This window comes from Actinomadura sp. 9N215 (assembly GCF_044326345.1).
Lineage (GTDB): Bacteria > Actinomycetota > Actinomycetes > Streptosporangiales > Streptosporangiaceae > Spirillospora.
This window is the reverse complement of the sequence record NZ_JBIRBA010000003.1, coordinates 544,684-568,071: the sequence shown is the minus strand read 5'-3', so window position 1 is coordinate 568,071 and position 23,388 is coordinate 544,684. Positions and strand designations below refer to the sequence as shown.

Below are 23,388 nucleotides of genomic sequence, written 5' to 3'. Positions count from 1 at the left end.
CACGCGACACCACACCCGAGACCCACCAACCCACCGACCTATCTACACACCGACACGCCAGGGTTGAGACCGCCGGTCAGGTCGTCGACGTCTGGCGGTCGTCGTCCTGGCGCGTCTTGTGGGCCCACCTCGCCGGGTCCGCCTCCAGCGCGGGCCGGTCCCAGCCGCCGAGGTCGGCCGCCGCCTCGTAAGTGCCCTGCAGGAATTCGAGCAGCGCCGCGTCGGGACGAGCCGCGGCGCGCACCGTCTCGTACGGCAGCAGGAACTGCCCGTTCTCGCGACTGTAGAAGGCGCCCGACGGCCCTGCCGGACGGTCGGCGAAGCCGTCCGGCTCGGGGTAGGCGTAAGCGTAGAAGGCGCCCTCATCGCCGCCGCCCGGCCAGAATCCGCAACTGCTGAGCTCCTGGGAATAGCCTTCCTCCATCACCCAGTCACCGCAGTTGGGAGCACCGCCCGGGTGCCGGGGCGCCGAGCGTCCGGAGAACCGCGTGCAGGCCAGGTCCATCGCGCCCCAGAAGAAATGCACAGGACTGACCTTGCCGGTGAAACGGGACCGGAACTCGCCCATCACCCGTGCCGCCTGAAGCAGCTGACGCCAGAAGAGCTGCGCCGCGGCCGCGTCGTACGAGGCGTGCCGATCGTCCTCCGCGAACGGGATCGACGGGTCGACCTCGTTCGGACGTCCCTGAATGGCCGTCTCGATCCCGAGTTCGCCGAGGGCGCGCATCGTCCGGTCGTAGAACTCGGCGACCGGCATGGGCTCCAGCCCGAACCCGCGCACAGCGCCGTCGCTGGCGCGCAGGTGCAGCCGATGCTCGACGAAGTCGAACTCGATGTCGAACGCCCCCGCCCCGTACGGGACCGCGGACGTGGTCAGGCCGCGCGGGCTGACGTACAGCGTCACCTGCCACCAGTGGTTCACCAGCGGCGCATGCGCCAGCCGGACCTTCCCGACGATCTGCGTCCACATGTGCAACGTGTCGCGCGTGTCGCGCCAGTCGTCGACCCGCAACCGAGGCCACGCGTCCCGCCCCTGCTCCACTGCCGTCCCCCTTCACCCGGACGTGCGCCTTCACCTGGCCATACAACCTTCACCCGAACGAGCAGCCTTCACCCGATCGTGCAAAACCTCCACCCGAACGAGCAGCCTTCACCCGATCGTGCAAACCTTCGCCCGGACGAGCAGCCTTCGCCCAGACGCGCAATCTTCGCCCGGACGGGCAGCTTTCACCCGGACGTGCAATCTTCGGCCGGACGGGCGGCCTCCACCTGCAATCTTCGCCCGGACGGGCAGCCCTTTACCGGACGTGCAACGCATGCCCGTGGGCGCCTGTCCCAACCTCGCGCTGCGGTCACAGGCAGCCCTCGAACTGCGGGACCTCGACGTCCGACATGTCCAGGCCGGACGTGCCGAACCATTTGCTCATGAACGCGGTCATCGTTCCGTCCTGGTACATCTGGGTGATGGCCTTGTTGAGCGCCTCGCATCCGTCGGGGTCGCCGCGCCGGATCGCGATGCCCGTCCGCCGCTCCCCGAACCTGGCGTTCAGCAGCCGGAACGCGTCGCCGCGCCGCGTCTTCAGCCCGGCCAGGATCGTGTCGTTCGTCGTGATCGCGTCGATCCGGCCGTCGCCGAGCATCGTCAGGCACTCGTCGTAGGACCGCGCCGCCACCGGCAGCGCTGCCACCTGCCGCTCCCGGGTCACCGCCTCCGCGGCGCCCGATCCGGTGACGGCGCAGATCCTGCGTCCCGCGAGATCGCGCACCCCGCGCACCTTGCGTTCGCCGTCCCGGACGAGGATGTCCTGGTACGACAGCAGGTAGGGCCCGGCGAACGCCAGCCGCTGCTTCCATTCCGGTTCCAGCCAGAAGGTCAGCACCATGTCGACCTTTCCGTCCCGTAGCAGCCGCTCCCGGTCCGCCGCCAGCGCCGGGGCGAACCTGACCTGCTTTCCCATCCGCTCGGCCAGGTATCGCGAGACGTCAACGTCCAGGCCCTCGAACTGTCCGTCGGCCCGCTTGAACCCGATCCCCGGCAGGTCCGGCCGCACCCCGGCGACCAGCGTCCCCTTCCCGAGGATGGACGGCTCCTCGCCGCCCGCGCACCCGCTCACCGCGAGACAGCCCACCAGCCCCAGCGCGACCAGCCGTCGCCGCATCCGCAGACTCCCAACCCTCGGCACGCCATGTCGGGCATCCGCCCGCCCCCGCCCGCGAACGGGCAGGGGCCTGCGACCAACGTCGCAAGTACTGATCATCTAAGCCACATCCTGACCGCATTCGGACCCGGCCCGCCCGATCCGATCGGATCGGATCGGATCGGCCCGCGTCAGCCGCGCCGGTGATCCGCGATCAGCCCCGATCCAGCCTCGGACGAAGGCCATGCGGGCGTTCGCCGTATCCGCCGCCGGGCACAGTATCGCCGCCAGGCCCCAGCCGTGCCTGCGCGCTCACGTCGTCTTGTCCGCCGCCGTGGGCAGCATCGCCGCCAGGTGGCAGCTGCGCCCGCGCGCCCACTTCGCCTCGTCCTCGCCGAGGACGTCGCGGTATGGCGTATCGGGCCCCGGCGGGCAGGAACGTCCGGGCGGCGGGCAGATCGCAGGCGGGTCGCCCACGGCCAGCGTTCCGGAGTCGATGACGGCGCTCAGCCGGCCGTCGACCGCCGGCAGGTTGCCCATGTTGAGGTCGCCGCGAATCCCCACCGGGCCGACCGTCCCACCTGGGACGCGTGAAGATTTCCCTTACCGTAACCCACAGGCGTAAAGAATTCACGTATCGTCACCGGGTCGACTCCGCTGCCACTGAAGGCGGCCCCCAGCGGTGCGGCAGATCTTCTCAGCAGACCACCCAGAAGTGGGGCAATGCGTCTACGTAACGGCAGGGGTCGGCGGGATGTCGTGGTTCGTCTCGTTCACGGACCGTCCCGTGCGTCCGCGACACGACCCCGCCTGGGCCCGCGCCGCGGTGACCGAGCTGATGGGAGAGCTGATGGCCGAGTTCGATGAGCTGCCGCGCGTCCGCAGAGGGCCGATCCATTCCCTGTACGCGGCGCTGCGACGGCGAGCCCCGCAGGTGTCGGTGACACGCCCCGACGCCGACGGCGGCCCCGGACTACGCGTCGCGTACCGCGGCCAGACCGCGCACGTCATCTGGGACGACGACCTCAAGCTGTACGCGTGGGACGCCGAGGCGGCCGGCCAGATCGGCGCGGACGTCGAAAAGGCGGTCGAGATGATCGCCTGGACCCTGGGCGCACCGTCCGGCGGCCCCAACCTCCCCTGAACCTGAGGCCCGGCCGTGTGCCCATGGGGACGGATGTGCGTGTGCCTAGGGAGCCATGGGTGCCGAGGCGGCCTCGGGGGCCACGTCCAGGCGGGAGTTCGCGACGAAGGCGTGCAGGGCGCGCAGTGCCGCACCGGCGTGGTTGCCCCAGTGGTTGAAGTAGGAGTACTGCCACCACCAGAGGGCCTCCAGCGGACGGTCCTGGTTGTAGTGCCGCAGCCCGTGGACGAGATCGCTGGCGACGTCGACCAGGTCGTCCGACAGGCGGTAGGACGTCGGCTCGGTGTCCTTGTACGGGTCGAAGACCTCGACGTACTCGTCCATGACGCTCAGGCGCTCGGACAGGCCCTGCCGGACGGCGTCGAGGTCCGGGTCGTCGCCGACCTCGGGCTCCCAGTTGTCCGGGAGGATCACGTCGGCGCTGGCGCCGAGCTGCGCGCCCGCCAGGATGACCTGTGACACCTCAAGAAGGAGCAGCGGGACGGTATGGACGCCGCCGTCGCCGCGCGCGACGGCCTCCAGTCCACTCAGATAGTTGTCGACGTGGCACGCCACCCGTTCGGCTAGGGCGTCCCAGTCCTGCGGGCTGTTGGTGTCAGACATCGAGCAGCCTCCGTCCTTCGAATGCGCGGCCCAGCGTCACCTCGTCGGCGTATTCGAGGTCGCCACCCACCGGCAGGCCGCTGGCCAGACGGGTGACGGTGAGGCCCATGGACTTGACGAGCCGGGCCAGGTACGTCGCCGTCGCCTCGCCTTCCAGGTTGGGGTCGGTGGCGAGGATCAGCTCGGTCACCGTCCCGTCCGCGAGGCGCTGCATCAGCTCACGGATGCGCAGATCGTCCGGGCCGACGCCCTCGATCGGGCTGATCGCGCCGCCGAGGACGTGGTAGCGGCCCCGGAACTCGCGGGTCTTCTCGATCGCGACGACGTCCTTGGACTCCTCCACGACGCAGATCACCTGCGGGTCGCGGCGCACGTCCCGGCAGATCCGGCATTCCTCCTCTTCCGCGACGTTCCCGCACGTCTTGCAGAAGCGGACCTTGTCCTTGACCTCTTTGAGCGCCTTGCCGAGGCGTTCCACGTCGGCGGGGTCGGCGGCGAGAAGGTGGAAGGCGATCCGCTGCGCGCTCTTGGGGCCGACGCCCGGCAGCCTGCCGAGCTCGTCGATGAGGTTCTGAACCACCCCTTCGTACAACGGACCCCTCCTTTCTGCTGCGTCCTATGTCGTCTGTGGTCTGTGGTCTGTCGTCCGAGCGAACCAGGCTCAGGCGCCGCCCCCACCACCAGGCCCAGGCCCACCAGGCCCGCCGGGCCCGCCGGGCCCGCCGAGGCCGGGGAAACCGCCGGGCAGTCCGCCGCCGGCTCCGCCGCCGAGGCCGGGGATGCTGCCCCCGCCGCCGAGCCCCTGGGCGAGCGGCCCCATCTTCTCCTGCTGCAGCTCCTGCACCTCGCGTCCGGCGTCGCGGATCGCGGCCAGGACCAGGTCGGCGATGGTCTCCGCCGTGTCCGCCGGATCGTCGACGTCGACGGCCTTCGGGTCGATCGACAGCCCTGTGACCTCGCCCTGCCCGTTGACGGTCGCGGAGACGAGCCCGCCGCCCGCGGTCCCCGTCACCTCGGCCTCCGCGAGCTCGCGCTGCGCGCTGAAGAGCTGCTCCTGCATGGCCTGCGCCTGCTGGAGCAGTTCCTGCATGTTCAAACCACCGGGTTCCACGGTGCACCTCCTTCTTCCGGCCCAAGTGAGGACCATCTCCCTGGCGCTCCGCCAGCCACCGGACGTCCGTCCCCCGAGACTACGGGTTCGCACCAGGATGCGGTAAGAGCGCCCACCGGTGTGCCGACTCCCCCCAATCCCCCCGCACCCCCCAACCCCGCACCCGGCACAAACACATCTGGGTCGTCCTCGATCCGACAAATTCCACCTCTGGACCACGACCCAGCCCCGGGTGCCAATACTGATCGCGTGGAGCTTTCCCTAGTGCTGCCCATGCCCGCTGACCTCAGCGAGCCCATCGAGCGTTTCCGCGCACGGTATGCGGATTGGGCGAGCCGCCCCATGCGCTCATCGCCCCACCTGTCGATCAAGGGAGGCGCGGGCCTGTCCGTAGACCCCGCCTGCCTGGACCTGTTGAGGAAGATCACGGCAGGGACGCCGCCCTTCACGGCGCAGCTGGGAGACCTCGCCGTGTTCCCCGGCGAAGGCCGGGTTCTGCACCTGCAGGTGGACTCCCCAGGCTGGACGCGGTTGCACCGCACCCTCGTCGACACGATCTCCCAGCGGACGGGCGCTCAGATGCACCCGCTGGAGATCGCGGGCTGGATCCCGCACGTGACCGTCCTACGCCTAACCCCTGAAGCTCTCGAACAACGCGAGCAGATCGACGCGGCAGCCCGCCAGACGGGCCTCCCGCTGAACACGTCGTTCACGGTCAAATCCCTGCGCATGGAACGCCTGGACACCGTCGCAGACCGGTGGACCCCCATCCACACCTTCGCCCTGACCGCCCCACCCTGACCAACCTCAAACCGCTGTTAGGGCCTGACCGGCCGGGCGGAGGTGCTCCATTGGCGGTACTGGTGGGCGCGGCGGCCGGAGCGGTCGGCGTGTCATCAATCCACTGGGATGACATACGCAAGCTCGTACCGGTCGACGGGCACGACGATGTCCGCGGTTTCGAGCGGTCGGTCACCGGAATAGGTCCGCTGGATCACCATGATGATTGACCCCATCGGCTCGCCGAGGGTGTCGGCTTCATCAGCGAGGATGGTCCGCGCCGTGACGACCTCCGACGCCAGCGTCACCGTCTGCTCGATCGCGCGCATCCTCGCGACCACCCCGGCTCCCGCGTACGGACCTTCTTCCGGGAGCATGACCGGCGTCCCACGGGTCAGTTCCAGCGGCTCCCACGAGGTCGACAGCATCACCGGCTGCTCGTCGGCGAGGAAGATGTACCGCGTCCGCATGACAGGGTCGCCCATGGTCAGGTGGAGGCGGTCCGCGATGGCCGGCGGTGCCGTGGTCGTCTCCGAGGACGATCGCCATGTCCCGGTGCGGCCCTGTGCCTCCATGTCCGCGCGAAAGGGCGAGGATGCCCGGCCACGCGCCTGCCGGTACCAGGACCGGGTGAGGCGCTTCACCTGCGGGCGCTGGCGCACGTAGGTGCCGGAGCCGGAGCGGGCTTCGACATAGCCCTCGGAGACGAGGAGCCGGACGGCCTCGACGGCCACGCGGTCGGAGACGCCGTGCTCGCGGGCGAGCTGGTGGCGGGACGGGACCCGGTCGCCGGGTGCGAGGCGGCCGTCGACGATCTGCTGGCGCAGATTGTCGGCGATGCGCAGGTATGCGGGCTGGGCCACGTGCGACTCCGGGTGCGCGTAGGTGTGATTCCTGCCCCCAGCTTGACAAGCTGGGTGCTCAGCTCGCAAGCTGAGTACTCAGCTTGCGAGTCGCTCAGCGTCAAGGCTCAGTCGCTTGGAGGTGCCCCCTGTCATGGAATGGTCCCAGACCTACCCTGGTCTACCGTCCTTGGTGCCTGCCATAAGAGCGTTCGTACGAGGCTTCCTGATCGACACACCTCGCGCGTACGAGGCGGAATCCATCGCCGCCGAGTTGGCGGCCAACAGCTTGCAGCACACACCAAGCGGCGAGCCCGGCGGCGTCATCACCGTCGCTGTCTCCATACACCCCGGCTGGGCACGCATCGCCGTCTCCGATACCGGCGCCGGTGGCTGGTCCCGCCCCGCCGCCACCGAGGCACTCGGCGACTACGGGCGCGGCCTGATCCTCGTGGACGCCCTCGCGGACAAGGTCGGCCACGACGTCACCGAGGTCGGGCAGACCCTGTGGGCGGAGTTGACCTGGAGCGTCGAGCCGTGAAGCCGCCGGAAGGAGCCGGACGTATGGACGATGTTAGGGCCGATCCGCTGGAGGAGTTGGCGGAGCAGATCAAGCGGCGGGGGTATTGCGCGGCGGTGTGTGAGGGGAGGGTGGTCGCGTCGTTGGGTGTTGGTGGTGAGCGGGTGATTGTGTGTGATGGGCGGTGGTTCCGGCTGGGTGGCGTGCGCGGGCATGTGCTGGGGAAGGTCGGTGCTGAGGCGGCGTCGGCGGAGCGGGCGATTGTGGTGTTGCGGCAGATCGGGTGGCGGTCGTGATGGCCTGCGGCGGGGTGCGCGTGAACGCTGTGGCCGCGCGGCGGCTGGAGGTGATGTTCCGGGCGGCGCGGATGGTTCCGGGGCTGGTCCGGACGCTGGTGGAGGTGCGGCTGGTCGAGTGGGGGCTGTCCGGGCTCGTCGATGATGTGTCGTTGATCGTCAGTGAGCTGGTGACGAATGCGGTGCGGTATGCGTCTGGGCGGGAGGTTCGGGTGCGGTTCGCGCGCGAGCCGCATGGTGTGGTGGTGAAGGTGTGGGATGCCTCGGACGCGTTGCCGGTGCGTGGACGGGTTCTGGACACGGCGGCCGAGGTGGCGGTTCCGGATGCTGCGGTGTTGGAGGCTGGGCATCTGGAGGGGTTGGGTGGGCGGGGGTTGTCGATCGTCGAGGCGTTGGCGTACCGGTGTGGTGTGTCGCCGACTGAGCCGTGTGGGAAGTGGGTGTGGGCACGTGTGCTGGCGTGAGTGGGCTGGGGCGGGGCGGCGCGCGCGTCGGGCGGCCGGTCGTTGGCGGGTCGTGCTGGAGTGGCGGACGTTCGCGGGCCATGAGGTGGCGGTGCGGGAGCTGGAGCTGCTCAGGGTCGCGTTGTTGCCGTTGGGGTGGCGCTGCGTGGGTCTGTACGGCAAGCAGGAGTTCCGGTTTCCGGCGCCGTTGCTGTGGGTGTATGCGAGTGGTGCTGTCGACGACGTCGGGGCGGTGGTGACGGTGCGGGCGCTGCCGGGCGGGGCGTGGGGCTATTTCGAGGCGGGGGACGGGCGTGGCGGGTTCGTGGCCGCGTGCGGGGACGTGGAGGCGGCGGCTGAGGCGCTCGACCTGCTCCTGAAGCACCGGATGTTCCCCAGCAGGAGGTGGGCCTGACCATGACCGGTCGCATGACGGAACGAGGCGCTGAGAGGGCGCTGTCCCCGGTCGGACATGGTGAAGGTGCTGCTCGTGCGCGAGACCGATGGCAGCCAGCAGCCTCGTCCAAGATGCAGCCGCCCGGTTATGAGTTGTCGATCTCTCGGATGATCTGGCCGCCGAGTTCGCGCTGGAGGAGGGCCATTCCGTTCATCTCGGCTTCGGCGCCGTCGGCGTCCGCGTCGCCTTCCGGGTCGACCTCGTCGCTCTCGTCCACCGGGGGCGGCTCGGGTGGCGGCGGGGGCTCGTCCGGCGGTGGGGGCGGCGGTTCCGGGGCCTGCTCGGACCTCGGGGCGGGCGGTTGGGCGGCGGCGGACGGCTGGACGGGCGGCCGTGGTTGGGGTGCCGGGTTCGGTGTCGCCGCCGCACCGAACCCGCCGTTAGGGCCTGATCGGCCGGGCGGCGGTGCCGCGGGCGCCCCGCCGACGACGGTCTCGATTCGCCAGTCGACGCCCATCCGCTCCTTGAAGACCTCGCGGAGGACGGTGTCGCGACCGCCGTTGACGAAGCCCAGGCGGCGTCCCTCCGCGTCGAACCCGAGTGTGAGGACCTTGCCGTCGAGCGACACCGGCTGGACCCCCGCCATGATGACCATCCAGGTGGCGCGGCTCTTCTGCTTGACGGCTTCGACGACGTCCGGCCAGAGACGCTGGACGGAAGCGAAGTCTATTCCGCCTGCCGCCGAAGGCGCGTTGTGCCCGGCTGGAGCGCCAGTGGCGGGGCGAGTGGACGGGGTGCTTGCTGGAGCGGTCGGCGTGTCTGCGGGGGGAGGGGTGGGGGCGCTTTCGGAAGAACCGCCGCGGGGCTCGGAGCGGCGGTTATCCACAGATTCGTGTTCGGCCGGTGCTGTGGTGGGGCGGGGGTTGACACTAGAAGTGGGGTCGCCCCCCTGGGCGGGCGGGGGCTGCCGTCCAGACGTCTTGGGGCTTTCCACGCCTTGGGCAGGTGTGCCCGGCGCGGGGGGCTCTTGAACGGAGGGCGGAGGGGTGGCGGGTGAGGGGGCGGCGGGTGTGAACGCCTGCGTTACGTTGCCGCCTGCGAAACCGCCCTGGCCGCCTTGGCCGCTCTGGCCAGCCTGGGCGGCCTGGCGTTCCAGTCGGTCTAGGCGGGCGAACGTCGAGGCCTCGTCCTCGTAGGCTCCGGGCAGCAGGACGCGGGCGCAGATCAGTTCCAGCAGCAACCGCGGGGACGTGGCGCCGCGCATCTCGGTCAGGCCGGTGTGCAGGAGGTCGGCCGCGCGGGTCAGTTCCCCAGGCCCGAGGGAGGACGCCTGGCGCCGCATGTCCTCCAGCTCGTCCGGAGGGACGTTAAGCAGCCCCGAACCCCCCGCCTCCGGGACGTTCGACAGGATGACCAGATCGCGGAAGCGCTCCAGGAGATCGGCGGCGAAGCGGCGCGGATCCTGGCCGCTCTCGATCACGCGGTCGATCGCGGCGAAGACGGCGGCCCCGTCACGGGCCGCGAAGGCGCCGATGACCTCGTCCAGGAGCGCCGAGTCGGTGTATCCGAGCAGCGAGACGGCCCGGGCGTAGGTGATGCCCTTCTCGTCCGACCCGGCGAGGAGCTGGTCGAGGATCGAGAGAGTGTCACGGGCCGAGCCCGCGCCCGCCCGGACGGCCAGCGGCAGCGCGGACGCCTCGTACGGGACGTCCTCAGCCCGCAGAATCTCCTCGACCAGTTCCTGCAGGACACCCGGCGGGATCAGCCGGAACGGATAGTGGTGCGTCCGCGACCTGATCGTGCCGATGACCTTCTCGGGTTCGGTCGTCGCGAACACGAACTTCAGATGCGGCGGCGGCTCCTCGACGAGCTTCAGCAGCGCGTTGAAGCCCTCCCGCGTGACCATGTGCGCCTCGTCGATGATGTACACCTTGAAGCGCGCCGAAACCGGGGCGAAGAACGCCCTTTCCCGCAGGTCGCGGGCATCGTCGACACCACCGTGGGACGCGGCGTCGATCTCGATCACGTCGATGTGGCCCGTCCCCGCCGGACCGAGCGCCACGCACGAGTCGCACTCGCCGCACGGGTCGGGTGTCGGCCCCTGCTCGCAGTTCAGCGACCGGGCGAGGATCCGGGCGCTGGACGTCTTGCCGCAGCCGCGGGGGCCGCTGAACAGGTACGCGTGGTTGATCCGGCCGTTGCGCAGCGCCTGCTGCAGCGGCTCGGCGACGTGCTCCTGCCCTTTCAGCTCGGCGAACGTCGCTGGCCGGTACTTGCGGTACAGAGCCAGACTCATCGGGGGTCCGCCCTCCCTCGAGAAGCAGAGCGTCGGAAGTGCAGTGTCGCCGTCAAACCGGTCAAGCCGGTCAAACCAAGGGACCCCCCGCACACCCGCCAGAGCCTGCTTATCCTTGCTGCCTTCCGGCCCTGGGGAGGTTCACAGGGTGACGCCGTGCGAGGGGTCTGCCTCAGTCTATGGCATCCCGCGCACAGGATCGCCACGCTTCACGCGTAGTCTGCGCCGCATGCCCGTCCCGACCCACGACACGCTCCTGCACATCGCCGAACGGACCCACTGGGAGGCCGCCCGCGACACGGGAGTGTCGTACACCATGTCGACGCTTGGCAGAACGCTCGACGACGAGGGATTCATCCACTGCTCGTCCGACCTGGGGCAGGTGGACGGCGTCCTGGGCCGGTTCTACACCGCCGTTCCCCGAGCAGACCTGGTCCTCCTGGTCATCGACGTGACGCGCCTGGACGCCCCCGTCCGCTACGAGCGCGTCGGCGACGAACTCTTCCCGCACGTCTACGGCCCGATCCCGGTACCCGCCGTAATTGATGTCAGGTCACTGCCCGGGAACCGGTAGGCTTTCCCGCGGAGGATTCGCCTAGTGGCCTAGGGCGCACGCTTGGAAAGCGTGTTGCGTGCAAGCGCTCGCGAGTTCGAATCTCGCATCCTCCGCCACACCGAGGCCGGTACCTAGCACGGGTACCGGCCTTCGCATTCGCCCGTGCGCGGCCCCGCCACCCACCTTCGGTGGACGCGGGCATGCACCCGGCTCGCAATGCGCACATGACAGGCGGGGCCTGCAGCCGTCGGCACAAGCGCGGCCTGTGTCGGCACAGGCGATGCCTGTATCGGCACAAGCGGGGCCGGTAGACGTCGACGCGGTCGTCCATCGGTCGTCCATCGGTCGTCCCTGGGGAGGACGATCAGGCCGCCGAGTCCCATTCCGGACGGACCTCCATCGGTCATGCGACACCCGTAGGTAAATGGGACGTCCGCCGGACGGAACTTACTCACGAAGGCCTTGAACTGCGAGGTAACCGTTTACCGGAAGTGGCAAGAGGAGTGACTCATGTTGTTGAGTCGCCTTCTCCGGGTCATGCCAACGCCGTAGACTCGGAGGGTGATCTTCAAGGCGGTGGGCGATGGACGGCCCTATCCGGAGCACGGTTTCTCGTCCAGGGACTGGGCCAAGATCCCGCCTCGCCAGGTCCGCCTCGACCAGCTCGTGAGCACGAAGCGCGAGATGGACCTCCAGTCGCTCCTCTCAAAGGACTCCACCTTCTACGGCGACCTGTTCCCGCACGTGGTCCAATGGCACGGCGAGCTCTACCTGGAGGACGGCCTGCACCGGGCACTTCGGGCCGCGCTGCACCAGCGGCTCGTCCTGCACGCCCGCGTCCTGGACCTGGACGCCGTCGACCTGAGCTGATCAGCGGGCACGAGCAGGCTCCGGTGCGCCTCGCTCGTCCAACGCGTCCAACTCGCCCAGCGCGTCCACCCGGGCCGGACGGGCCTGACGCACCGCGGTACTCCGCCGCCCGACCGGCCCGACCGGACGGACGAACCCCGGACGCGCGGCCAGCAACCCGAACAGCACCTCGGGCACCACGAGGACGAGCAGCAGCACGAGCGGCACGTTCCAGCCACCCGTCGCCCCGTGCAGGACACCGACCGCGAGCGGCCCGAATCCGGCCAGGAGGTATCCGCCGGTCTGCGCCATCCCGGACAGGCCCGCCGCGATCGACGGGCTCGGCGCGCGCAGGTTGAGCAGCGTGTAGGCCAGCGGGAACGCGCTGCCGGTGCCGAGGCCGAGCACCAGCACCCACGCCCACCCGGCGGACGGGGCCAGCATCAGGCCGCAAAGGCCCCCGACCATGGCGACCGCGACGGCCACGACGAGGGGCCGCTGATCGCGGAGGCGGGCGGCGAACACCGGGACGAGGAAGCCCAGCGGAATGCCGACGATCATCATGGCGGACACCATCATCCCGGCGGCCGCGGGCGCGAATCCCGCGTCCCGCATGATCTCCGGCAGCCACGACATCAGGACATAGAACATCAGCGACGCGAGGCCCATGAAGACCGCGACGTACCAGGCCACCGGCGAGCGCAGCAACGAACCGTCCGCCGCCGGAGTCAGGGTCGACCCCTGCGGGGCAGCCGAGCCGTCCGGCTGAGCGACCGAGGCCTCCGAGGAGGCCGCCGGGTCGGCATGGACGGCCTGAGCGGCCGAGGCGCCGCCGCGTCTTGCCGAGGTGCGGCGGCTTCGGGTGGCGAGCGGTCCCCACACGAGCAGCGCGATCACGGACGGGACGGCCCAGACGGCGAGGGCGAGCCGCCAGCCTCCCGCCGCGTCCAGCGGCACCGCGAGCCCGGCGGCGACCGCTCCGCTCGCCGCCATGAGCATCATCGCGAGACCGGTGAGCGAACCGACCCGGGCCGGGAACGCGCGCTTGATGACGGCCGGCATGAGGACGTTGCCCATCGCGATCCCCGCACCCGCCAGGATCGTTCCAACGAACAGCGACACCGGCGACTGGACCACGCGCAGCAGAATCCCCAGCGTGATCATGACGAGGGACCCTGCGATGGCGACCTCCGCGCCGAGCCACCGTCCGACCAGCGGCGCGACGGAGGCGAACACGCCCAGGCACAGCACCGGAAGCGTGGTGAGGACGCCGACCTCGGCACCGGACAGCCCGAACACCTCGCGCAGATCCCCGAGCACCGGCGCGATCCCGGTGATGGCGGCGCGCAGGTTGATCGTCAGCAGCACCAGGCCGACGAGCGACCAGACGGCCGTGGCGCGGGAAAGGTGGGTTCTCATCTCGTCCTTCGTCATGCGCCGGCAGGCACGCGCGTCCGGAACGGCACGCGCGATCTGCCGGATACGTACGGTTTCGTTTCGAAGCAGCCCAGAGGGCTGATCGACTCCCTCTCAGAGCCCGTCGCCGACCCGCGCCTGCCGCCAGGACGCCTACCGGCAAGGACACCTACCGGCCAGGACGCCCACCGGCCAGGACGCCCACCGGCCAGGACGCCCACCGGCCAGGACGCCCACCGGCAAGGACGGTCACGGCCGGGAGGGCGACCGGTCAGTTCCGGCTAATGCGCCCCGAGCCCGCAGGGGGCCCGGCGGTTCCCCGGGGGCCGCCCGACTCAGAGGGTTCGCTGGACGGCAGGTTCCGGAGCGCGGGCGGGTGGTCGGTTCCGCTACCCGATGGGTTCGGGACGGCCGGTCGAGGCGAGGATCTGGTCCAGACACGCATGCGTCGCCCGTGTCGCCGCGTCGGCGTCGCGGGCCTCGATCGCGGCGGCGATGGGCCCGTGCGGCACGTCCGAGTGTTCGAGGAGCGTGCCGGCCGCGCCGATGCTGGCTCTGAGCGCGGCGCTGAAGTCGCGGTACAGGTCCGTCAGCACGCGATTGTGGGTGGCGTCAACCACGGCGGTGTGGAACGTGAGGTCCGCCTCGACGAACGCGGAGTGATCGCCCGCGGCCCACGCCGCGTCCCGGCGCGCCAGCGCGACCGCGATGGCGGCGACGTCGGCGTCCGTGCGGCGCGCAGCGGCCAGCCGGGCCGCCTCCACCTCAAGGCCGCGCCTCACTTCAAGGATCTCGACGAGCTCCGCCGTCTCCAACCGCCGCCGGACGGCACCGGACAGCTCGCTCGTGGCCCGCACATAAGTGCCGTCGCCCTGACGGCTCTCAAGCAGCCCCGCGTGGGTGAGCGCACGCACGGCTTCGCGGACGGTGTTACGTCCCACGCCAAGGCTCTCCGACAGCACCGGCTCCGGCGGGATCTTCGCCCCGACGGGCCACCCGCCACCGGCGATCTCGTCCCTGAGCTGGTAGATCACCTGATCGACCAGCGAAGACCGCCGCGCCGTCCGCAGAGCCACCCTTACCTCCGATGAGCCAATCATCCTATGTCTTGATGATAAGACACTCCTGGGCCCGACTTTATTCCGGCCCACCCCAGGCCAGATCTCCAACCACCGGCCGCCTGCGCCGCGCGAGGACGCGATCGCCGCCACACCCAACCCCAGACCCACGAACATCGCAACGAACGCACACCCGACGCGCGACGCGCGACGCGCCAGAATGGACGCGCGCCAACGCGGATCAGCCGGGTTACGGCTTAGCCGGGTGAGGGGCCAGACGGGTCACAGGTCAGACGGCCAGACGGATTACCGGTCAAACGGGTGACGGGTCAGACGGGTGACGGCTTAGCGGGTTACGGGTTAGACGCGGGCTCTGGCGTTGGACGTAGCGGGCGACGCGGACAGTCCGGCAGCCTCCAGAGCCTGACGGTAAGCGACCGCGGCGGCCTCGGCGTCCTGGACGAGTTCGTACAGTTCGCCCAGTTCACGGAACAGGTGAGCGGCTGGACGACCGGCAGACAGCGTCGCCAATTGTTCGGACGCGGCACCCAGGACGACCCGAGCAGCCGTCGGGTCTCCCTGCGCGACGCGTGCACGGGCCAGGACGAGCCGGGCGAGGACAGACTTCTGCGTACGAGCGGCGACATCCGTGCCGGGCGGCGGGACCAGCGCGGTGCGGCTTGGAGCAGCCAGTGCCAGGCCGGTGTCGAGGAACTGTTCCAGGGCGGCGATGGCGTCGTCCAGGTCGCCCACCAGCACGAGCGCGCGCGCTCTGGCGATGGTGCTCTCCGTCGACTCGTCTCCGTCGAGCTCGGTTGTCCCTTCCAAGAGCTCCAGCGCCTCCTGCGCGGCCTCTGGGGAACCTTCGGGACGCGGACGTTCAAACCCGTATTCACCGGCGGCGGCCGGCACCGGGTTGGACGTCGAGGGGGACGAGAACGGCATGACGCCTCTGAGCAGCGCCTTGGCGGCCGCAAGGGATAGGCGTGCGCGAGACTGCGCCGGACCGGTATCGCCACGCGCGGCCAGGGCCTGATCGGCGAAGTACAGCGAATCGCCGATCGTTCCTTCGTCCAGCGCGCGCATGCTGGCCCGCTGGTAGTGGACGCTGGTCGGCTCGTCGGCGGCGCCCTTCGGGTTCAGGAGCCGCCGTCCCAGCTCATGCGCTCGTGCCGGATCGGAGCGATCCACATAGGCCAGGAGCAGAATCCGTCCGACTTCGGTGTACTCCTCGCCGACGCCGAGCCCGAGCTGGTTCAGCCGTTCGACGGCTCGCTCGCCGAGCGCGACGGCCTGCCCCAGGTCGCCGACCGCGTGGTAGCAGCGTGCCAGCGCGATCACCGGTGGCAGCCAGCTCGCCCGTCCCGGGTCCCGCTCGGCTTGTTCGCGCAGTTCCTCGAAGTGCGCGATCGCGTCGTCGGTGCGGCCCAGCTCCTCCAGGGCACGGGCACGGCCCCAGCGCGCGCGGGACGTGAGGTCTGGATCGTCACTGCGTGCGATCACCTCGTCGAAGCCCGCCTCGGCGGTGACTGGGTCACCGCGCAGCAGCGCCAGATGAGCGTGGCGCTCCCGTACCTCAAGGTGGGCGCGCTGCTCCGGCTCCACGCCCTCGGCGAGGTACTCGGGGGTGCAGCCGAGACGCTCGGCCAGCATGCGCAGGACGGTCGGCGTCGGAGTGCGCTTACCCGATTCGATCAATGAGATGTAGCTGTCGGAAAGGTCGTGACCGGCGAGCTGTGCTTGCGACAACCGTCTGGTCAGCCGCAGGTTGCGGACACGTTCGCCGACGTTGCCTGGACCCGGCATGTGGACTCACTTAGCGGAAGTAAACAGGCGGCTGGGGTGCCGACATGATTGCACATTGCGGGTTATCGCACATCGAGAGTAATGAAGCGGCAAGAGAAGAGACCCCCTGGTCGGGCCCGTCGGGCCTCCGTTTGGACGCTGCCGCACCGCCGTGGAGCGCCGGTTCTGGCCGGTGGATGCTCCGGCGATGACGACGCCTGTCACCCTCGGACGGTATCTGACCATCCAGAAAAGATCGCCAAAACCGCCGATATTGTCCAGTCGGCCACGCTCCCCGGCTAGCACCCACCGACGAACCCGACGCCCGGCAGCCCCTGCCGACAGGCGTCCGACAGCAAGACGCCCGGCCGATAGCCGCACAACCGGCGGACACCCGACCGGCAGACGCACAACCGGCACAACCGGCACGCGCATACCGCACAGGCGTTCACTGGGCGAACGCCCGACACGCGAACACCCGACCGGCAGGCGTTCGGTGTGCGGACGTCCGACACGCGACCACCCGACCGGAGGATGCACGACGGCCATCTGCACGACTCGCAGTCGCGCGGTAGGCGGACGCCCGGCTCGCAGACGTACAACCGGCAGAGGCACGACCAATGGACGTTCGCCAGGCAGGCGCCCGATGCGCGAGCACACAGCTAGAAGGGGTAACCCGGACAGACGCGGCGCAGTCAGACGTTCGCTGGGCAGACGCTCGATGCACAGGCGCCCAACGACCAGACGCCCGACCGCCGCGCACGCGGCCAGCAAATGCCCGGCCAGTCGCTGCACAACCAACGAGCGCACAACCAGTGGATGCACAGCCATCGGGTGCACAGGCAGCGGGTGCACAGGCAGCGGGTGCACAGGCAGCGGGCGCACAAGCAGCGGGTGCACAGGCAGCGGGTGCACAGCCATCGGGTGCACAGGCAGCGGGCGCACAAGCAGTGGGTGCCCAGCCATCGGGTGCACAGGCAGCGGGTGCACAGGCAGCGGGTGCACAGGCAGCGGGCGCACAAGCAGTGGGTGCACAGCCATCGGGTGCACAAGCAGCGGGTGCACAAGCAGCGGGCGCACAGGCAGCGGGCGCGCGAGCAGTGGGTGCACAACTAGCGAGCGCGCAGCAAGCGAGTGCGCGAGCGGGGGGTGCGCGGCCGGTGGACGTACGACCGGTAGATGCGTGGCTGGCGAGTGCGCGGATAGCGGGGCCGTGGATGGGGGGTGCGTGGATGGGGGACGGGTGGCGGTTGATCGGCCGGTCGGTGGACGTTCGAATGCGGGCGCGTGGTGGCGGCGTGGGCCGCTTGAGCTCTGGGTTCGGGCCACGCCGGCGCTATGCCTGCTCGTCCGGGCCCGAGGCGGTGGGGACGTCGTCGGGCTCGATCGGCTCCCGGGGTCTGCGCGGAGGCGGGGGCGGGGGCAGCGCTCCCTCCGGCTCCGGATTCTTGTTCGGGAAGATCATTTCGCAGACTTCGAGGTAGAGCTGCTCGGGGTAGGGCAGGTAGTCCACGTTGGTGAGGGCCTGGTCCTGTCCGGCGGACTCCAGGATGAACTCTCCGTAGCCGAGCATCCGGCCCGCGATCGTCCGCTTGAAGCTCATGTCGGTGACCTTGGCCAGCGGCATCATCGCGACCTTGCGGGTGATCAGGCCCGTGGTCAGCAGCATCCGCTGGTTGGTGATCACGAAGTAGTCGACGGACCATTCCGCGACACGCCAGACGAACCAGGCCAGCAGGATCAGCCAGCCCCACCACACCCACGTGATGGCGGCGGTGACGGTGTTGCTCAGCACGCCCGCGATGATCAGGCCGCCGAGGACGAGCGCGACCGGGACCATCAGCACGGCCGGATGCCGCCGCACCGTGATCACTTGGTTCTCGTGCGGGAGCAGGTACTTGTTGACCGATGCGGGCGCGGAGTCGCCGGGGGTGACGAGCCTCATGGCGGCGGCCTCAGGCGAGCGCGTTGACGAAGGTGGCGAGGGAACCTGCGGCGGAGGCGAGACCGTTCGCCGCGTTCTCCACCGACTGCGCCGCGCCGTCCGGCTGCTTGATCACGTAGAACGCCACGAAGGCCACGGCGACCCACGTCATGTACTTCTTGGCGGGCACCGCTGCCTCCCGGAGCTCGTCCCACAGACCCCGGTTCAGTTTCGCACAGCCCGCGCGACCGGCAAAGCAAGCGCCATGGCTATGGCGCGTTGTCGAGAGACGAGCGGCGCGTCCTGCGGCGCTTCTCGGCCGCGACGGTGGCGAGCACCTCCAGGTGCCTGCGCGCGATCCGTTCCACGAGATCGGGCGGCGCCGCACCCGTGACCTCCTCGGCGCCGTGACGTGCGGCGGAAACGCACCGGTCCACCGTGTCGGCGGGGTGCACCCCTTCGAACTCCTCGACGAGCCGCTCGCCGATCGCGGCGTAGCGCGGCAGGTCGCCGTCCCCTTGGTGAGCCATCACGTGTCCTCGAGCTCGCTCGCACCGCCCGGTCCGTAACGGTCCCCTGTGCCGGGACGGCGGAGGGGAACGCGCACTGGCGTTCCGTAGCGGATTCGTACCCTCTGCCGCCGGGAACGAACATCGCGGGCCACGACCGCGCCCAGATCGTGATCAAGCTTCCCGCCACCGCCAACAGGCCGACTGACCTGCCCGGACGACCGCCACCCCACCCCCGCTCGACGGCGTTAACAGGCGATTCCGGACACCGCCGACCAGCCGCTCAAACGGCCGCCATACATCCAGTCGGATGGACGTGGTGCAGCCGGTCGGACGGCCGCCATACATCCGGTCGAGCGCACGTGGTGCAGCGGGTCGGGCGGACGTGGTGCAGGCGGTCGGGTGGGTGCGGCGCAGCAGGTCGGGCGGACGTGGGGCGCAGCCGGGTCGGGCGGACGTGGCGCAGCCGGTCGGGCGCACGTGGTGCAGCGGGTCGGATGGACGTGGTGCAGGCGGTCGGGGGATGTGGTGTGGGTGGACGTGGTGTAAGTGGTCAGACGACGCCGTACAGGCGGTCTCCGGCGTCGCCGAGGCCGGGCACTATGAAGCCCTGCTCGTTGAGGTGGGAGTCGATCGCGGCGGTCACCACCCGGATGGGCGCCGAAAGGTCGGCGAACGCCTGTTCCAGGTACTTCAGGCCCTCGGGCGCGGCGAGCAGGCAGATCGCGGTGACGTCGTCGGCGCCCCGGTCGAACAGCAGGCGGATGGCGGCGGCGAGCGTCCCGCCGGTCGCGAGCATCGGGTCGAGGACGTAGCACTGCCGCCCGGACAGGTCGTCCGGCAGCCGCGTGGCGTACGTCTGGGCCTGCAGGGTGCCCTCGTCCCGGATCATCCCGAGGAAGCCGACCTCGGCGGTGGGCAGCAGCCGCGTCATGCCGTCCAGCATCCCGAGCCCGGCGCGCAGGATCGGCACGACGAGGGGCTTCGGGCTCGCCAGCTGGACGCCCTCCGCCGGGACGAGCGGGGTCTGCACGGTCGCCGCCGCGACCCGGACGACGCGGGTGGCCTCGTAGGCTAGGAGGGCGACCAGCTCGTCCGTCAGACGGCGAAAAGTGGGGGAATCTGTGCGGACGTCCCGCAGCGTGGTGAGCTTGTGCGCGACGAGCGGATGGTCGACGGCGAGGGTCTGCATGGCGCTCACGGTAGCCCACCTCGCCCGATCGGCCGGAGGTCGCCGACCCTGGATAGGACGCGCTGAGCTGGGCAGTATGGCGGTATGAACAACGAAAGCGATCAGCGGCCGGGAGGGCAGGGGCGGGCTCGCGAGTCCGCGCCCGACCCGCCTGCGCAGGCGGCGCCTTCATCCGAGGTCACAGCGCCTCCACCCGAGACCGCGGCGCCGCCGTCCGACTCCTCGGCACTGCCACCCGAGCCCGCGGCGCCTACTCCCGGAGCCGCGGTTCCGCCTCCCGAACCCGTGGTGCCGCCCGCCGAGCCCGCCGTGGCGGCTCCCGTTCCCTCCGCTCCTGACTCCGCCTCCGACCCCACCGCCAGTGACCCCGCCGCTACCGACACCGCCGCCAGTGAGCCTGTTGGCACCGACGCCACCGTTAGTGAGCCTGCTGTCGCTGCCGCCGGTGGGACCGCTCCTGCTCCCGTGTCCGCTGCCGTCGCTGAGAGCGTGCCGGGGGCCGCGGAGTCCTCGGTGGCGGGGACCGATGTCGCAGGGGAGCAGGACGTCCGGCCGCGTCCGGGCCCGCAGGGCGACATCTCCCCCGAGCAGGTGCGCGAGCATCTGCGCCGGCGGGCGATCTTCCTGCGGGAACTGGCCGAGGCCCGGGAGCTGCGCCGTCGGGTGACGCCGCACCGGTCGCGCCGCGCGCGGATCCATGCGGCGCTCCGCCGCCGCACCTTCCGGATCAACTGACGGCGCGCCGATCGACCGGACGCCGGGGCGCCGGATTCGTGCGGCCGGGCACCGGTCCGCGGCGGCGCTGACTCCGGGTCTCACGCGCGGGCGCGCCGCCAGTTTGGCGGTCGGGCGCACGAGCGCGCGCCGCATCTGCGACCATGCCCTGGCAGGAGACGGGCCGGTGGGGTGGAAATGACGGATGTGGACGCGACGGACTTCGTCGTCGTGGTGTACCGGGAAGACGAGGGCTGGGAGGCCGAGATCCTCCCGGTGGCGTTGACCGAGGACCTCGCGGGGCTGATCCACGCCCTGCGCCAGCAGCCGAGCCTCGGCGGCACGGTCGGGCTGGTCTCGGTCGGCGACGACTTCTTCGTCGCGATCCGCCTGCTCGGCGACGACGTCATGGTCTTCCTGTCGGACGTCACCGCGTCCGTCGACTGGCCGCTCGCCGGTCAGGTCCTCGACTACCTGGACATTCCGATCCCCGAGGACGAGGAACTCGACCAGGTCCTCCCCGTCGGCGACATGTCGATCTTCGCCGACCTCGGGCTGGACGAGATGGAACTCGGCGCCATCTCCGGCGACCTGGAGCTCTACCCGGACGAGATGCTGCTCAGCATCGCCAGCCGCATCGGCTTCGCGCCCGCCTTCGAACGCGCCGTGGACGCCATCGCCTGACACCCCCGACCGCCCGCCCCCGTCAGCGATATGCGTGATCCCGCTGAGGTAAGGGGTGTGACCGGGGCAACCCCGTGGGTCACAATGACAGCGTGTCCTATTTCGCCGCCGTGTTCGCGCAGACCCCGCAGGGCTGGGTCGGCGCGGAGGCCCTGCTCGCCGAGGCCGAACACGTGGACGACATCGCCGACCTGATGCGGGAGGCGGCCGTCGAGTCGTACGGCGACCCGGTGGTGCTGCTCATCGAGCAGGACGACGACTGGTTCGCGGTCGTCCGGCTGGACGGCGAGGGCGAGCCGCGCGCCTACGTCTCCACCGTCCGCGAGGACGGGCTCGGCTCGCTGTTCCAGCAGCTGGTCGGCGAGGTCCCGGACGGCGACCCCGCCGGCGACCCGGCCCTCCTCGAAGACCTGGGGCTCGACGCCAAGCAGCTCAGCGACCTCGGCGAGCGCGCCCTGCCGGGCGACGCCCTCCTCACGGTCGCCGAGCAGGCCGGTTTCGGCGAGGAGTTCGACCGCCTCCGTGACTGACCCGGACACCCCATCCCGTCCCGCCGCGGCAGCGGCGTCCGATGACGTCGTCGACCGGTTTCTGCCGGCGATGCGGCTGGCGCTGCGGGCGGCGCGCACGGCGTTCGACGACGGGGAGATCCCGGTCGGGGCCGTCGTCCTGGACGAGTCGGGCGAGGTCGTCGGGACGGGACACAACGACCGCGAACGCAGCGCCGACCCGACCGGGCACGCGGAGATCATCGCGATGCGGGCGGCGGCGTCGTCCCTCGGGGGGTGGCGGCTGTCCGGGTGCACGCTGGTCGTCACGCTGGAACCGTGCACGATGTGCGCTGGAGCGTCCGTCCAGGCGCGGCTGGACCGGGTCGTGTACGGCGCCGTCGACCCGAAGGCGGGCGCGGTCGGATCGCTGTGGGACGTGGTCCGCGACCGCCGTCTCAACCACCGTCCGGAGGTGGTCGCCGGGGTCATGGCGGACGAGTGCGGCGCGCTGCTCACCGAGTTCTTCGCCCACCGCAGAGTCGGGTAGGCTCTCCCGCGGTGGTGTCGCCTAGTGGACGAGGGCGCACGCCTCGAAAGCGTGTGAAGTGCAAGCTTCCGTGGGTTCGAATCCCACCACCACCGCCTTCGCAAAGGCCGCCGGCCCAGGCCCCGATCCTGGACGGCGGCCTTCCTCGTTCGGCGTCAGGCGACGACGGTCGCGGTGCGCGGCACCCGGCGCCTGGTGACCATGGTCGTCCTACTTACGGAACCGCGGAGCCGGTTCAGCGGTGGGATTGCGTGTCGTTGTCGGGCAGGTCCCTTGCCCGGCTTGCCAGGTGGGCTAGGAGGGCGTCTACCGCGTCCAGCGCGGCTTCGTGGTGCTGGTCGAGGTCGGTGTCGTCACGCCGGGAGCGAGCGGCGTCCGGGTGAGCCGCGTCCGGGCGAGCGGCGGCGGCGTGGCCGGCGAGGCGGTAGATGAGCATGCCGACCTGCTGGGTCTCGATCAGGGTCGCGATCCCGTCCAGCAGCCGGTCGTCGAGGTCGAGGCCGAACTCGGCCGCCGCGTCCTCGGTGCCCTGGCGGATCAGGCGCCGCCACGGGTCGAGGACCTCGGCCAGGGCCTGGCCCGCCGCCGGGTCGCGGATGCCGATGAGCAGCGACTCCACCAGCCGCAGCGCCCATCCCGAGGCGATGTCCTCCTCCAGGTAGGTGCGGGTCGCGATCCTCCAGATGTCGGCGGCGCCGTGTTCCCGGTAGAGCCGTCGCTGCCGCTCGATACCGGCCTCGTTGGACCGGCGCAGCGTCGCCACCAGCAGGCCCTGGAGCGAGCCGAAGTGGTATCGGATCGATCCGTGCGCGAGCCCCGCCAGGTCGGTGATCTTGCGACTGGAGATCCGGGCGTACCCGACTTCGCCCAGCAGGCGGTCCGTGGCGTCCATGAGCGCCACCGCGGACGGGTGGTCGGGAATGGAGACCGGTGCGGGCGGCCGGGCCTGCCGCTCGACGCCGCTCTCGTCGCGATCTCCTGGCTGTTTGACCACTTGCGGACGCTCCATCGGCTCTCTTGACAGCGCTTCTTCTCCAGTCGGAGAATTTATCGTATCTTCTCCAAGTGGAGAAATGGCCGATGACGATGATGG

At 70.5% G+C, this 23,388-nt stretch carries 28 protein-coding genes, 2 tRNA genes, 1 other RNA gene and 1 pseudogene; 15 read left to right on the top strand and 17 right to left on the bottom strand.

The features are described from left to right. Nucleotides 1-76: 76 nt before the first annotated feature. From ACH34T_RS08160 to ACH34T_RS08150, 3 genes are all read right to left on the bottom strand, one after another. Nucleotides 77-1,042, bottom strand: coding sequence for a DUF5996 family protein (locus ACH34T_RS08160; protein ID WP_395991360.1), 966 nt, complete (start codon nt 1,040-1,042; stop codon nt 77-79). Nucleotides 1,043-1,352: 310 nt separating this feature from the next. Next, nucleotides 1,353-2,159, bottom strand: coding sequence for a transporter substrate-binding domain-containing protein (locus ACH34T_RS08155; protein WP_395991359.1), 807 nt, complete (start codon nt 2,157-2,159; stop codon nt 1,353-1,355). 291 nt (nt 2,160-2,450) lie between these two features. Continuing rightward, entirely contained in the window at nt 2,451-2,702 is a 252-nt protein-coding gene (locus ACH34T_RS08150) for a hypothetical protein (protein WP_395991358.1), read from the bottom strand. A gap of 190 nt (nt 2,703-2,892) precedes the next feature. Between ACH34T_RS08150 and ACH34T_RS08145 the strand changes: the two genes are divergently transcribed. Continuing rightward, nucleotides 2,893-3,282, top strand: a complete 390-nt coding sequence (locus ACH34T_RS08145) for a hypothetical protein (RefSeq protein ID WP_395991357.1) — start codon at nt 2,893-2,895, stop codon at nt 3,280-3,282. 45 nt (nt 3,283-3,327) lie between these two features. Here the strand turns inward: ACH34T_RS08145 and ACH34T_RS08140 are convergent, their stop codons facing one another. The 3 genes from ACH34T_RS08140 to ACH34T_RS08130 form a co-directional block, all read right to left on the bottom strand. Beyond that, a complete protein-coding gene (locus tag ACH34T_RS08140; protein WP_395991356.1) occupies nt 3,328-3,885 on the bottom strand; it encodes a DUF5063 domain-containing protein in 558 nt (185 codons plus the stop codon). After that, nucleotides 3,878-4,477, bottom strand: coding sequence for a recombination mediator RecR (gene recR / locus ACH34T_RS08135; RefSeq protein ID WP_395991355.1), 600 nt, complete (start codon nt 4,475-4,477; stop codon nt 3,878-3,880). The genes ACH34T_RS08140 and recR overlap by 8 nt, the downstream gene beginning before the upstream one ends. Before the next feature lie 69 nt (nt 4,478-4,546). Then, on the bottom strand, nt 4,547-4,975 hold the full coding sequence (locus ACH34T_RS08130) for a YbaB/EbfC family nucleoid-associated protein (protein ID WP_395991395.1): 429 nt from the start codon (nt 4,973-4,975) through the stop codon (nt 4,547-4,549). A gap of 294 nt (nt 4,976-5,269) precedes the next feature. Here ACH34T_RS08130 and ACH34T_RS08125 point away from each other — a divergent pair, with 294 nt between their 5' ends. Next, nucleotides 5,270-5,797, top strand: a complete 528-nt coding sequence (locus ACH34T_RS08125; protein WP_395991394.1) for a 2'-5' RNA ligase family protein — start codon at nt 5,270-5,272, stop codon at nt 5,795-5,797. A gap of 95 nt (nt 5,798-5,892) precedes the next feature. Here the strand turns inward: ACH34T_RS08125 and ACH34T_RS08120 are convergent, their stop codons facing one another. Continuing rightward, nucleotides 5,893-6,639: a GntR family transcriptional regulator gene (locus ACH34T_RS08120; protein WP_395991354.1), complete on the bottom strand. Its 747-nt coding sequence runs from the start codon at nt 6,637-6,639 to the stop codon at nt 5,893-5,895. 172 nt (nt 6,640-6,811) lie between these two features. On the opposite strand from ACH34T_RS08120, the gene ACH34T_RS08115 reads away from it, so the two are divergent. The 4 genes from ACH34T_RS08115 to ACH34T_RS08100 are packed head-to-tail and all read left to right on the top strand — an operon-like array spanning nt 6,812 to nt 8,292. Further along, a complete protein-coding gene (locus ACH34T_RS08115; protein WP_395991353.1) occupies nt 6,812-7,159 on the top strand; it encodes an ATP-binding protein in 348 nt (115 codons plus the stop codon). Nucleotides 7,160-7,182: 23 nt separating this feature from the next. Further along, nucleotides 7,183-7,434 carry a hypothetical protein gene (locus tag ACH34T_RS08110; RefSeq protein ID WP_395991352.1) on the top strand — a complete coding sequence of 84 codons (252 nt, stop codon included), beginning with the start codon at nt 7,183-7,185 and terminating at the stop codon, nt 7,432-7,434. Further along, a complete protein-coding gene (locus ACH34T_RS08105; protein WP_395991351.1) occupies nt 7,422-7,898 on the top strand; it encodes an ATP-binding protein in 477 nt (158 codons plus the stop codon). The genes ACH34T_RS08110 and ACH34T_RS08105 overlap by 13 nt, the downstream gene beginning before the upstream one ends. A 52-nt stretch (nt 7,899-7,950) precedes the next feature. Next, a complete protein-coding gene (locus tag ACH34T_RS08100) occupies nt 7,951-8,292 on the top strand; it encodes a hypothetical protein (RefSeq protein ID WP_395991350.1) in 342 nt (113 codons plus the stop codon). A 127-nt stretch (nt 8,293-8,419) separates the two neighbouring features. On the opposite strand, the gene ACH34T_RS08095 is transcribed toward ACH34T_RS08100, so the two are convergent. Next, a complete protein-coding gene (locus ACH34T_RS08095; protein WP_395991349.1) occupies nt 8,420-10,570 on the bottom strand; it encodes a DNA polymerase III subunit gamma and tau in 2,151 nt (716 codons plus the stop codon). A 75-nt stretch (nt 10,571-10,645) separates the two neighbouring features. Then, an RNA gene (gene ffs, locus ACH34T_RS08090) (signal recognition particle sRNA small type) lies at nt 10,646-10,741 on the bottom strand. Nucleotides 10,742-10,799: 58 nt separating this feature from the next. Between ffs and ACH34T_RS08085 the strand changes: the two genes are divergently transcribed. The 3 genes from ACH34T_RS08085 to ACH34T_RS08075 all read left to right on the top strand — a co-directional run bounded on the left by ACH34T_RS08085 (nt 10,800) and on the right by ACH34T_RS08075 (nt 11,996). After that, the gene (locus ACH34T_RS08085) at nt 10,800-11,144 is read left to right on the top strand and encodes a DUF952 domain-containing protein (RefSeq protein ID WP_395991348.1); all 345 of its coding nucleotides are present in this window, start codon (nt 10,800-10,802) and stop codon (nt 11,142-11,144) included. Between the two features lie 10 nt (nt 11,145-11,154). Then, nucleotides 11,155-11,242, top strand: a tRNA-Ser gene (locus ACH34T_RS08080). 445 nt (nt 11,243-11,687) lie between these two features. After that, nucleotides 11,688-11,996 carry a type II toxin-antitoxin system VapB family antitoxin gene (locus tag ACH34T_RS08075; protein ID WP_395973132.1) on the top strand — a complete coding sequence of 103 codons (309 nt, stop codon included), beginning with the start codon at nt 11,688-11,690 and terminating at the stop codon, nt 11,994-11,996. On the opposite strand, the gene ACH34T_RS08070 is transcribed toward ACH34T_RS08075, so the two are convergent. The 3 genes from ACH34T_RS08070 to ACH34T_RS08060 form a co-directional block, all read right to left on the bottom strand. Next, nucleotides 11,997-13,394 carry a CynX/NimT family MFS transporter gene (locus tag ACH34T_RS08070; protein WP_395991347.1) on the bottom strand — a complete coding sequence of 466 codons (1,398 nt, stop codon included), beginning with the start codon at nt 13,392-13,394 and terminating at the stop codon, nt 11,997-11,999. A 386-nt stretch (nt 13,395-13,780) separates the two neighbouring features. Further along, entirely contained in the window at nt 13,781-14,467 is a 687-nt protein-coding gene (locus ACH34T_RS08065) for a FadR/GntR family transcriptional regulator (protein WP_395991346.1), read from the bottom strand. 342 nt (nt 14,468-14,809) lie between these two features. Next, complete coding sequence (locus ACH34T_RS08060; RefSeq protein ID WP_395991345.1) at nt 14,810-16,255, bottom strand: helix-turn-helix domain-containing protein; 1,446 nt, start codon at nt 16,253-16,255, stop codon at nt 14,810-14,812. Between the two features lie 798 nt (nt 16,256-17,053). Between ACH34T_RS08060 and ACH34T_RS08055 the strand changes: the two genes are divergently transcribed. Next, nucleotides 17,054-17,350 (top strand): hypothetical protein, encoded by a 297-nt coding sequence (locus ACH34T_RS08055; RefSeq protein ID WP_395991344.1) that lies wholly within the window; start codon nt 17,054-17,056, stop codon nt 17,348-17,350. Nucleotides 17,351-17,681: 331 nt separating this feature from the next. Here the strand turns inward: ACH34T_RS08055 and ACH34T_RS08050 are convergent. The 4 genes and pseudogenes from ACH34T_RS08050 to upp all read right to left on the bottom strand — a co-directional run. Next, nucleotides 17,682-18,179: pseudogene (locus tag ACH34T_RS08050) on the bottom strand (PH domain-containing protein); the annotation flags it as partial. 10 nt (nt 18,180-18,189) lie between these two features. After that, nucleotides 18,190-18,348: a hypothetical protein gene (locus ACH34T_RS08045; protein ID WP_170180436.1), complete on the bottom strand. Its 159-nt coding sequence runs from the start codon at nt 18,346-18,348 to the stop codon at nt 18,190-18,192. A gap of 79 nt (nt 18,349-18,427) precedes the next feature. Then, entirely contained in the window at nt 18,428-18,688 is a 261-nt protein-coding gene (locus ACH34T_RS08040) for a hypothetical protein (protein WP_395991343.1), read from the bottom strand. A 532-nt stretch (nt 18,689-19,220) separates the two neighbouring features. Beyond that, the gene (gene upp, locus ACH34T_RS08035) at nt 19,221-19,859 is read right to left on the bottom strand and encodes a uracil phosphoribosyltransferase (protein ID WP_395991393.1); all 639 of its coding nucleotides are present in this window, start codon (nt 19,857-19,859) and stop codon (nt 19,221-19,223) included. Between the two features lie 513 nt (nt 19,860-20,372). Here upp and ACH34T_RS08030 point away from each other — a divergent pair. The 5 genes from ACH34T_RS08030 to ACH34T_RS08010 all read left to right on the top strand — a co-directional run bounded on the left by ACH34T_RS08030 (nt 20,373) and on the right by ACH34T_RS08010 (nt 22,390). Beyond that, a complete protein-coding gene (locus ACH34T_RS08030) occupies nt 20,373-20,594 on the top strand; it encodes a hypothetical protein (protein ID WP_395991342.1) in 222 nt (73 codons plus the stop codon). A 177-nt stretch (nt 20,595-20,771) separates the two neighbouring features. Continuing rightward, nucleotides 20,772-21,257 carry a tRNA adenosine deaminase-associated protein gene (locus ACH34T_RS08025; RefSeq protein ID WP_395991341.1) on the top strand — a complete coding sequence of 162 codons (486 nt, stop codon included), beginning with the start codon at nt 20,772-20,774 and terminating at the stop codon, nt 21,255-21,257. A 92-nt stretch (nt 21,258-21,349) separates the two neighbouring features. Then, on the top strand, nt 21,350-21,787 hold the full coding sequence (locus ACH34T_RS08020) for a tRNA adenosine deaminase-associated protein (protein WP_395991340.1): 438 nt from the start codon (nt 21,350-21,352) through the stop codon (nt 21,785-21,787). Between the two features lie 70 nt (nt 21,788-21,857). Continuing rightward, nucleotides 21,858-22,295: a tRNA adenosine(34) deaminase TadA gene (tadA, locus tag ACH34T_RS08015; protein ID WP_395991392.1), complete on the top strand. Its 438-nt coding sequence runs from the start codon at nt 21,858-21,860 to the stop codon at nt 22,293-22,295. A 10-nt stretch (nt 22,296-22,305) separates the two neighbouring features. Next, nucleotides 22,306-22,390, top strand: a tRNA-Ser gene (locus ACH34T_RS08010). A 140-nt stretch (nt 22,391-22,530) separates the two neighbouring features. On the opposite strand, the gene ACH34T_RS08005 is transcribed toward ACH34T_RS08010, so the two are convergent. Then, the gene (locus ACH34T_RS08005) at nt 22,531-23,304 is read right to left on the bottom strand and encodes a TetR/AcrR family transcriptional regulator (protein ID WP_395991339.1); all 774 of its coding nucleotides are present in this window, start codon (nt 23,302-23,304) and stop codon (nt 22,531-22,533) included. Nucleotides 23,305-23,388 lie beyond the last annotated feature (84 nt).